Origin of the sequence: Micromonospora sp. B9E7, assembly GCF_039871815.1 — a bacterium.
Taxonomy (GTDB): Bacteria; Actinomycetota; Actinomycetes; order Mycobacteriales; family Micromonosporaceae; genus Micromonospora.
In genome coordinates, this window is sequence record NZ_JBDPLX010000032.1 from 57,197 (window position 1) to 67,483 (window position 10,287).

General features: G+C 71.8%; 8 protein-coding genes and 1 rRNA gene. 2 read left to right on the forward strand and 7 right to left on the reverse strand.

Translation table 11 applies throughout. From position 1 onward, the window contains the following. Positions 1-29: 29 nt before the first annotated feature. The 4 genes from ABGB10_RS31905 to ABGB10_RS31920 are packed head-to-tail and all read right to left on the reverse strand — an operon-like array spanning position 30 to position 4,257. Positions 30-1,472, reverse strand: a complete 1,443-nt coding sequence (locus ABGB10_RS31905) for a glycosyltransferase family 4 protein (protein ID WP_347664688.1) — start codon at positions 1,470-1,472, stop codon at positions 30-32. Beyond that, the gene (locus tag ABGB10_RS31910) at positions 1,469-2,278 is read right to left on the reverse strand and encodes a glycosyltransferase (protein WP_347664689.1); all 810 of its coding nucleotides are present in this window, start codon (positions 2,276-2,278) and stop codon (positions 1,469-1,471) included. Before ABGB10_RS31910 ends, ABGB10_RS31905 begins: the two co-directional genes overlap by 4 nt. A gap of 30 nt (positions 2,279-2,308) precedes the next feature. Beyond that, positions 2,309-2,470 (reverse strand): hypothetical protein, encoded by a 162-nt coding sequence (locus tag ABGB10_RS31915; RefSeq protein ID WP_157742438.1) that lies wholly within the window; start codon positions 2,468-2,470, stop codon positions 2,309-2,311. After that, positions 2,467-4,257 carry a hypothetical protein gene (locus ABGB10_RS31920; RefSeq protein ID WP_347664690.1) on the reverse strand — a complete coding sequence of 597 codons (1,791 nt, stop codon included), beginning with the start codon at positions 4,255-4,257 and terminating at the stop codon, positions 2,467-2,469. Before ABGB10_RS31920 ends, ABGB10_RS31915 begins: the two co-directional genes overlap by 4 nt. 217 nt (positions 4,258-4,474) lie before the next feature. On the opposite strand from ABGB10_RS31920, the gene ABGB10_RS31925 reads away from it, so the two are divergent. Continuing rightward, on the forward strand, positions 4,475-5,737 hold the full coding sequence (locus ABGB10_RS31925; RefSeq protein WP_347664691.1) for a polysaccharide biosynthesis protein: 1,263 nt from the start codon (positions 4,475-4,477) through the stop codon (positions 5,735-5,737). Between the two features lie 18 nt (positions 5,738-5,755). Here the strand turns inward: ABGB10_RS31925 and ABGB10_RS31930 are convergent, their stop codons facing one another. Then, positions 5,756-6,493: an FkbM family methyltransferase gene (locus ABGB10_RS31930; protein WP_347664692.1), complete on the reverse strand. Its 738-nt coding sequence runs from the start codon at positions 6,491-6,493 to the stop codon at positions 5,756-5,758. Positions 6,494-6,596: 103 nt separating this feature from the next. Beyond that, on the reverse strand, positions 6,597-7,517 hold the full coding sequence (nudC, locus tag ABGB10_RS31935) for an NAD(+) diphosphatase (RefSeq protein ID WP_347664693.1): 921 nt from the start codon (positions 7,515-7,517) through the stop codon (positions 6,597-6,599). A 182-nt stretch (positions 7,518-7,699) separates the two neighbouring features. On the opposite strand from nudC, the gene ABGB10_RS31940 reads away from it, so the two are divergent. Continuing rightward, the gene (locus tag ABGB10_RS31940; protein WP_347664697.1) at positions 7,700-9,520 is read left to right on the forward strand and encodes a VanW family protein; all 1,821 of its coding nucleotides are present in this window, start codon (positions 7,700-7,702) and stop codon (positions 9,518-9,520) included. Between the two features lie 652 nt (positions 9,521-10,172). Here ABGB10_RS31940 and rrf read toward each other — a convergent pair. Continuing rightward, positions 10,173-10,287: ribosomal RNA gene (gene rrf / locus ABGB10_RS31945) — 5S ribosomal RNA — on the reverse strand; the annotation flags it as partial.

Below are 10,287 nucleotides of genomic sequence, written 5' to 3' on the forward strand. Positions count from 1 at the left end.
GGGAGCACGACGGGCGGTCGACCACGCGGTCAGCACTGCCGTACCGGAACTCCGGTGAGGAGTTCGTCCCGGCCTGCCCTCAGCTCGGTCACGGCGTCCTCGGCGACGCCCACGTCGAGGAGCACCTGCCGGATCGCCGCCGGATCGGCGCCCGGCACCAGGATCCACAGACTCCGCTGGTCGCGCGCGACGTGCCGGGTGTGGGGCAGCAGCGGTGCCACCCGGGCGAGAAGGTCGTCCGGCTCAGGAGTCCGGACCACGAGGCAGGCGTCCCCGGACGCCCACGGCACCGCGCGTGGGGCGAGCAGGTCCCCGAGGACCGCGCGGACCCGCCGGCCGGTGTCCGCCCAGCGGAACGCGTCGCTCCACTGCCGACACTCGGCCGCCATCCGGTCCGCCTCGGCCAGGGTCGCGACGGAGTCCAGTGCGCGGTCCAGACCAGCGGCGAGATCGCCGGCGGGGTTCTCGCCCTCAGCCACCAGCCACCCGGTCCGACCGGGTCGTACGGCGTCGCGGAGACCGTCCACGTCGAAGGCGACCGTGGGCAGCCCGGCGGCGGCGGCCTCCACCACCACGAGGCCCCAGCCCTCACCCCACGAGCCGGAGACGTGCAACCAGGCCGCGGCCAGCAGCGCGTCCCGCTCGGCGGAGGGCAGGTGGCCGTGGACCGTCACCAGGTCGTTCAGCCCACGCTCGTCGACCTGCCTGCGGATGGTCTCCACGTCCGGCCCGCCACCCACGATGTCGAGGCGCAGGTCGGGCCGTTCGGCGCGGAGCTGGTCGACGGCGTCGAGCACCAGGTCGACCCGCTTGTGCCGGGTCACCCGACCGACGCAGACGAGTCGGGGGCGCTCATCCCGAGACCCGCGTCGGGGGTGGTCGGCGTCCGCCCCGTTCGGTACCACGACCACCGGGCCGGTCCAGCCGAGCCGGTCGCGTACGGCCGTGGCTGTCGAGGGCGAGACCGCGAGGGTCACGCAACGGCGGTAGACGCGGCGGGCGACGGGCCCCTCCAGCCACGCACCGAAGCGACCGACCAGCGGCCCGAAATACAGCCGGAACTGCCGGTCGTGCACATGGTGGATCACGCAGATCACCGGCACGCTGGCCGGCAGGACCGCCGGACTGAAGAACGGGATGCCGTTCTGGCAGTCCAGCACGGCATCGAACTGACGTCGGCGGCGCGACAACCAACCCAGCACGCGAGGGTAGATGCTCCACCGGCCACCGACCCGGACGATCCGGATGCCGTCCCGAACCTCGTCGCCGCGCTGGCCCCGGGGCCGGGCGGTCAGGAAGGTGACCTCCGCGCCGGCGGTCACCAGATCGCGGGCGACCTGCCAGGCGTAGACCTCGGCGCCCCCGGCATCAGGATGCCAGGGGTCCTTCCAGTTGAGCACCGCGATCCGGCGGCCCACCACCGGGACGTCGGTGGTGGGAGCCGAAGCGACCGGGGAAGATCCGACACTCACGGCCGCAATCCAACGGTGGCGGCACCACTGGCCACATCGGGCGCCACCGGGATGGCGACGACCGGCACCGGCACGGTGGAGGCGGCATTGGCGTGCCGCAGACGCCAGCGGATCTTCGCGACGTCCACGAAGCTCTGCCAGCCGTGCAGGACCGGAGAGAAGCGCGAACCGGGCACGTCCACCCAGTTGACCGGGATCTCCTCCAGCCGGGCACCGGCCCGCTCGACGCGCCCCAGCACCTCCACGTCGAAGGCGAATCCGCCGCACCGCAGTGGCGCGAACGCCCGCCGTGCGACATCGCCGCGGAAGAACTTGAACCCGCACTGCGTCTCGCCCACGCTGCGGACCACCTGCCGGACCGCGCCCCGGAACGCCACCGCGCCCCACCGGCGGAGCAGACTGTGCCGCTCCTCGACCACCGACTCGGGGTGCGCCCGCGAACCGACCACCACGTCGACGCCCTCGGTCAGAAGGCTGAGCACCTGCCCGAGATTGTCCGGTGCGGTGGCCAGGTCCGCGTCGCAGAAGCCGACGTAGCGCGCGTCGCTGGCGAGCACACCGGTTCGCACCGCGAACCCCTTTCCTCGCTCGCCACACCACAACAGCCGGACGGGGACCGTGCCGGGCAGCGCGGACGACACCACCTCGGCGGTTCCGTCGGTGCTGGCGTTGTCGACCACGGTCACCCGGCAGGGCACACCGAGACCGGCCAGCGCCGCCCGGAGCAGGAGCAGGGTTGCCGGCAGTCGGTCTGCCTCGTTGAAGGCCGGCACCACGACGTCGAGTACGACCGCATCTGACGACACGTCAGGAGGTAGGCCCTCCATGGAGGGCCGTCAGCGCTCGCCGTACACGATGATGGGCTGCTCCACGTTGGCAGGCTTGGTGTTGCTGTTGGTGATGGTGGACGTCCCGATCGAGACGGCCAGAATTCCCAGCACGGCCCCCACCGCCGCGGCGACGACAGCGGTCAGGAGGGGATTGAAGGATGCCTTCATTGACGATCCCTTCGACAAGAGGTACCGGACAGTAACATGGACCGCCGTCGTGCTGTGGGGTACGAAAGGGCGATCAACAGGGTGCCCCCGAGTACCGAATACCCCAGCATGGGACCAATGCCGACAGTCCCTACCGAGCGGGAAGAACCGCCATCAGGCAGACGGATCAGCGTCAATGTCCGGCCGCGCCGGACCACCTCGGCGTCCGTGAAACGACCCTCGGCCTCGGCACCACCAGGTTGATCGGTCTGGATGAGCACGTACCGCACCCCGAGCCCACGAAGGGCCGGCCCGGGGTCACCCGGCTCCGCCAACACCGCCGCCACCCGATCGGCCTCGCGGCTCTCACCCCTGATCCGGTCCCGGCCGACCAGCACGTCCTGATCCCCGATCACGGGTCGGCGGAACGCCCGTGCCGCCGGGTCCAGCACGGGCACGTTTCCGGCCCAACCGTAGGCACGGAACGACGACCAGGGCAGCGAGACCAGGCTGCCGCCGACCCGGTCCTGGTTCACCACCGCGCGCACCGCCGACCACTCGGCGGGGTATCGCGACGTGTCGAGTTGGCCGCTGAGACCCCAGGCCAGACCGGGGAGGAGCAGCACCGGAGCGAACACCACCAGCGGGACCAACGCGCGAGCGCCCGCCGTGGCCAACGACTCCACCAGCATTCCGAGACCCACCGCCTGCAGCAGCGCGAGCGGCGCGAGCAGGCGGGTGCCATCCCGGACGGCCCCGGCCAGTGGAACATGCTCGACCAGCGCGGTCATCCACTGCGCACCCCCCGGCCAGGCCGGAACGACGGCGATCACGATGCCCAGCACGGCACCGACGAGCAGACCCCACCAGGCCGCCGACGGCCAACGGCGACGGGTCAGCGCGAACCCCCAGACCGCCGCCGCCGCGAGCGCCAGCGCGAGCAGGGCAACCGGCCACTGGTCACGGCCGACCGGAACGGCGTACCGGCTCCAGACGCCACCGAGCGTGACCACACTGCCGAGCACGCCGAGTGGCGTGTCCGCACGGGCGGCGAACGCGGCGACACCCCGCTCGTCGAGATCGATCCCGCCGCCACGACTGGTAAACGCCAGCAGCCACGGAGCGGTGAGGCCGGCCAGCGTCGCGGCGCCCGCGACGAGTGCCCGCCACCGGCGGGCCAGAGCCAACGCCGGAGCGCAGGTCAGCACCGCCGCCAACACCATCGCGGGACCACCCAGCACCACCGCGAGACCACCGGCCACCGCCGAGCGCCGGCGCGGGCCCGCACCGTCGGGCGGATCGGTGCCGTCCGGCCGGCGTCGCAGCACCCCCACCACCCAGGCGTACGCCCAGGGCAACGCGGCGTACCCGGCGACGACCGCCCACTGCCCGAGGTGCAATCGCCCGTACACCCAGGGGTTCCAGACGTACCCGAGCCCGGCCGCGACCCGCGCCAACGGGTGACCGACGGGAGCCAACCGGGCGGCACCCACCGCGGCCAGCGCGAGGCAACCGGCCAGGAGCGCCTTCTCCGCCAGGTCGGCGGGGAGCAACTGGGACAGGCCGACCGCGAGCAGCTCGCTGGGCACCGCACGCGGCAGCTCGGAGCCGCTGCCCCAGACTGTCGCGCCGAACGGCGGGTCCGGCACGAACACCAGGTCGTAGCGGAGGAGGTAACCCCGGCGAAGCACCGGGCCGAGGATCGCGAGGACCACGCCGAGCCCGAGCACGACCTCCGGCCACCAGCGACGGAGTACGACGGCAGCGCGCCGCGGCGCCGTGCCGAACTCCGGTATCGGTCGGCGCACACGGACCCCCAAGACCTGGACGGGAAGCGGGCCCGACGTCGCACCCGGGGCTCCGGACAGCACTCTACGAGGGCTGACGCCGCCGCGGGCCGAGCAGTCCTCGCGGAGACCTAGGCACAGGGCCAGCACGGGGGTACCTTGCCTGACGAGCTGACCGCGTCGAGGTCGCGAGGCTCTGGGCACAGCCGATTCCCCTGGCGAACCGACATGAGGCGCGATGACTGAGACGACGGCCGGGTCCGGGCCGAGCCGGCTGGGAGCGGCCGGCGCGGCGGTGGCGGTCGCCGCGATGGTGACGAACGGCCTGGCCTACCTGCTTCCCATGGTCGGTGCCCGGCACCTGGCGGCCGAGGAACTGAGTGTGCTGGCCACCGTGCTGGCGCTCGTCGCGATCGCCGGTGTGGCGGGCGTGGGGCTGCAGATGGCCGTCGCCGTGCACCGTGCCCGCCAGCCCGGCGCACCGACCGTACGGGTCACCCTCGTCACCGCCGCGGTCGCCGCCGGCGCCGTCGTCGTGGCCACGCCGCTCATGGTGACCGCCCTCCGGCTGTCCCTGACGGTCGTGGCGCTGGTGGCCGCCACGACCTTCGCGGTCGTCCTGGCCGGCCGCTGGCTCGGTGAGCTACAGGGCGAACAGCGTTTCCTCCGCCTCGCCTGGGCGATGGTCGTGTTCGCCGTCGGGCGGTACGCCGGCATGATCGTCACCCTCGCCCTCGGCGCAGACGTCGTGGACACGCTCCTCGCCGGCCTGGTGACCGCGTACCTCGTCCTGCCGGTCCTGGCCTGGATCGCGCGTCCCGCCTCGGCGGACGGGGGCGACACGGCGAGCGTCAGGAGCGCCCTGCGAGTCCGGCAGGTCCTGAGCGCCGGCACCGCGGCGCTGGCGATGCTCGTGGTGTCGTACGCCGACCTGATCTTCGCCCGCCAACTGTTGTCGCCAGCGGACTCCGGGGCGTACTCCGTCGGCACCGTACTCACCAAGGGCGCGCTCTGGGCACCTCAGGTGATCACGGTGCTGGCCCTGCCCCGCCTCGCCGTCGGTGACCGCCGCCTCCGCACCACCATGCTCGCGATCATCGGTGCCTGTGGTGCCGTCCTCGTCGTCGCCTCGGCCCTGGCCGGTGGCTTCGCGTTCCGCCTGGCCGGCGGCGAGGCCTACGCGCAACTGGGCGAGTACGCCCCGTTCTTCGCCGCCACCGGAGCGCTCTACGCGCTGGTCTTCGCGGTGGTCAACGCGAAGATCGCGGCCGGCGCGCGGTGGTCCTCGGCGCCGCTCTGGGTGGCCGCCGGTGTGCTGGCCGTCCTGACGATGCTCGTCGCGCCGCGCACGTTCCAGGGGATCATGTGGTGCGCTCTCGCCGTCGCGGCGGTGACCGCGCTGGTGATGGTCTGCACCCCATCACGGCGGGACGCACCACGCCGGCCCTCGTCCACAGCCTCCGTCGAACGACGGAACCCTTCTCCGGAGGCCGTCGGCTGACCGGACCGGCTCGCCCGGTCACCTACCTTCGCGCTTGAACAACACCGAGTTGACGTAGCGCGGCCGTGGAAGCACGACACGTCGGGCGAGGCTCTGGGTGACCCGCGCTATCGCACCACGCTGGTTACCCCGGATGTCGAAGTCGGCGAGCGGCAACCACTCCCGCTCCGGCAGCACGTAACCGCGGTAGCCCCACTCGTCGAGCAGGTCGATGATCGGGGCGATCGGCTGGATCCGCTCCTCGACCTCGATCAACAGCACCGGCCCGTCCCGGTCGATGGTCTGGGCCGCGCCGCGCAACGCCGACAGCTCGTGACCCTCCACATCGATCTTCATGAACCGCACGTCGTGGAGGCCGAGGCCGTCGATCGTGACCCGCGGGACGGTGACCGACGCCGAACTGCCGTCACCCAGTACGAGGGACGAGGTGCCGACAGCCGGGCCGTCCTTCGGCAGGAACAGCTCCGCGCTGCCCTCGTGGTCCGACGCCACCGCACGGACGACCCGCACCTCGGGGAAGGCACTCGAAATGCTGCGCGCGAGCTCCTCGTTCGGCTCGATGGCGACGACCTGGTCGGCCCGCCTGCGCATCCGCTGGGTCCACGGCCCGTACCAGGCGCCCACGTCGAGGGCCGTGCCACCGGCGGGCATGAACTCCGCGAGGCACGCGAGTTCCGGCTCCACCCGCGGATAGACAGCCCGGATGGCTCCCGCCACGACCCGGTCAGGTAGGAGCGACGCCACACGCGAACTCACTGCGGTCACCAGACCGGTCGAAGACGGCATGAGCGCAAAGGGTACGGGTCAGCGACACACCTGAACAGGTGTACTTACTACCGAGTAGAACCAGGCCGATCGGTCAGGACATCCCTGCCAACCAGTCCTCCAGGAGGCGGTGGTCGATCGCGTCCACCCGACCGAGCGAACGGCCGGAGGTCACCCGCTCCCGCAGCTCCGCCCGGGTGAACCAACGCGCCTCCAACAGCTCCTCCCCGTCGACGCGTACCTCGTCGGACGTGGCGGTCGCCCGGAAGCCCACCATCAGGCCGGCCGGAAAGGGCCACGCCTGCGACCCCTGGTAGGTCACGTCGGTGACGGTCACGCCCGCCTCCTCGGCCATCTCCCGACGGACCGCGTCCTCCAGGCTCTCGCCGACCTCGACGAACCCGGCCAGCGTCGAGAACGCGTCCTCGGGTGCGCCGGCGTGCCGGGCCAACAAACACCGCCCCGGCGATCCCGGCGCCTCGACCAACACGATGATCGCCGGTTCGATCCGGGGAAACAGCAGCCGCCCGCACTCCCCGCCGGTGCAGGTCCGCAGGTGCCCACCGCCGCCGGCGACGGTCGACGCACCGCACGTCCCGCAGAACCGCTGCTGCCGATGCCAGTGCAACAACCCCCTGGCGTACGCCTGGACGGCCGCGTCGCCCGGTTCGAGCCGCCCGACCAGCGCCCGTACGTCGACGGCACGCGCCGCGCCGGCCATCTCGGCGGCGGACCGCTCGGGGAGCGCGGACAGGTCCGCGGCGAACACGGCCACGTCCCCGTCGAGTCCCAGGAACACGATCTCACCAGCGGCGGACCGGACGAGCGACGCCCGATCCGCGCTGAGCCGCACCGGGCCGTCCCCGTCGACGAGACAGCGGTCCCGCCACATCGGCAGCACGACGGTGGTCGGCTCGGCGAGCAGCGCCTCCACCCGGGCCGGATCGGTGCGCAGCGGACCCGCCCGGTCCAGCCAGCCGCCGCCGTACGCCAACACCCGTTCCGCTGTGTCCACGAGGCCACCGTGCCACGTCCGCGGTCCCCAGCCGGCGGCGACCCCGGGCTCGTGCGACACGCCGGGAGACACGCCGCACCTGGGCCGGGTGGGCGTAGCCGCGAAGGACCGCCGGGCATTCGTTACCGTAGGTGCCTCCGGGAGTGGGAAACTCCCGCGGCACCCTGGCGATCGAGGTTCCAGTGACGCTGTACGGCGAAAAGACTCCACCCGCCGACGACCGGCCCACCGTGCAGGTCACCGCGGTAACCTGGCCCGACGACGGGCCGGCCACCGTGACGGCTCCCGGCCCCGGCGAGCCGGAGGGCGGCACGCGCCGCCCCCGCCGGATGCGGATGTTGCTCGCCGCCGGCGTCACCGGGGGTGTGTTCGCCGCGGTGGCGGGCGCGGGTGCCTGGGCGTACGCCGGAGATGTTCCTCGCGGCACCAGCGTGCTCGGCGCCGAACTGGGCGGCCGGAGCCGCGCGGACGCCGACCGGGAGTTGCGGGCGGAGCTGGCCCGGCGGGCGGCGGCCCACGCCAAGCCGCTCACCGTCACCGTCGACGGCCGCAGCGCCGAGATCAACCCGGCCGACGTGGGGCTGGAGGTCGACGTGCCGGCGACCGTCGCGGCAGCGGCTGCGGCCGACGCGCACCCGGTCAGCCGCCTGGTCGGCTCCCGCACGGTCGACCCGGTGGTCACCGTCGACGTGAGCAAGTTGGATGACGCCCTCCGCAAGGTCCTCGGCGACCAGGCCCAGGGCATGACCATGCCGGCGATCACCTATCAGGGCACCAAGCCGAAGGTGGTGCAGCCCAAACCGGGGCTGGCCCTGGATCCGGAGCGCTCTGCCGAGGTGGTCCGCGCCGGCTGGCTGGCTGGCACACCGATCACCGTGCCGCTGGTGGAGAGCCACCCGACGACCACCCCGGAGGAACTGGACCGGCTGGTCAACGAGCTGGCGAAGCCTGCGGTCGCCGCACCCGTCACCCTCCGCACCACCAAGGGGTCGGTGAAGGTCCCACCCGCCGCCATCGCGAAGAGCCTGCGGTTCACCGCCGACAAGACCGGCAAGCTGACCCCCTCGGTGGACGTCAAGCGACTGCGGGCCGCGCTCGGCGACGACCTGAACGCCATCGAGGTGCCGGCGAAGGACGCCACCATGACCATCTCCGGTGGCCGCCCCGCCGTCACCGACGGGCGACCCGGCCAACAACTGGACACGGCAACCCTGGGTCAGGACCTGCTGGCCGTGCTACCGAAGTCGGACGGCCGCGAGGTGACCGGCGAGCTGAAGCCGACGCAACCCGAACTGACGGCGGAGAAGCTGTCCAGCCTGGGCATCAAGGAACGGGTGTCCACCTTCACCACCCGGTTCACCGGCGGCCTGGCCTCGTCACGTAGCCAGAACATCGTCACCATCGCCAAGGACGTCGACAACACGGTCGTCCTGCCCGGGAAGACGTTCTCCCTGAACGGCCACACCGGCGAACGCGGCTACGCCCAGGGCTACCGTGACGCGCCGGTCATCCTCAACGGCAAACTGGTGCCGGGCGTCGGCGGCGGCACCTCGCAGTTCACCACGACGATCTTCAACGCGACCTACTACGCCGGGTTGGAGGACGTCGAGCACAAGCCGCACTCGTACTGGTTCGACAGGTACCCGGCGGTCATCGAGTCGACGATCTTCTGGCCGGACCTGGACTTCAAGTTCCGCAACAACACCGAGTACGGCCTCCTCATCGACACGTCGTACACGTCCAGCACGATCACCGTGTCGATCTGGAGCACGAAGATCTACGACAGCGTGAAGACGGAGTACGGTCCCCGCCGCAACATCACCACGCCCAAGCTGATCCACCTGGAACCCGGTCCGTCGTGCATCGCGACCAACGGGATCAACGGCTTCACCCAGGACGCCTTCCGGGTCATCAAGAAGGGTGGAGCGGTGGTCAAGCGGGAGAAGTTCACCTGGCGCTACGACGCAGAACCCCGCTACGTCTGCGGCCCGAAGCCCTCCTGACCCCAAGGCCGTCCCGCGCGTTCCCCGGAGCCCGAGCGCTTTGGTTCGTTTCGTCGTTGGCGCACAGGGCATCTCGTGCCTTCCCCGAGCCGCAAGGTCCGCCGGGGCGGCTCCGGCTCGCAGCAGTTTGAGAGCGCGTCGACGGTGGTGGTGGCGGTGGCGGTGGTGGTGTCCGCGCCGGCCTCGGCCATGCCCTGCACAGTCCGGTCCGGTCCACCCTGGTCCACCCTGGTCCGCTCGGTCCCTCGAGGCGGTCGGGCTGCCCCTGGGTCCGGACGGTGGATGATCGACTCGGTTTCATTGATGTCGGGGTGTCCCGGAGCTGCGGATACCGCGGTTTCAGCGAAGTCGAGTCGATCAGGCCTTCGTTGTCACGACCGACGCGGCGATGGGCCGCGATCCTCGGCGCAGACGGCTCCCCTGAGCCGGTCGCCGGCGGCCTCGCGGGACTCCTGTCCGGCTTTGCCGGCCACCAGTACAACGGCCCACGATGAGATCTTGGACAGTTTCCGTTCACGCTTGACGGAAACTGTCCAAGATTCTCCGCAGGACCGGCGCCGATAGCACCCACCGCTGGAACCGGGGTTTCGCGGATGGTGGGGCCAACGCAGAAAGGGCCACCCGTTCACGGGTGACCCTTTCTGGAAAGATTGTCCGGCGGCGTCCTACTCTCCCACACCCTCACGAGTGCAGTACCATCGGCGCTGGAGGGCTTAGCTTCCGGGTTCGGAATGTAACCGGGCGTTTCCCCTCCGCCATGACCGCCG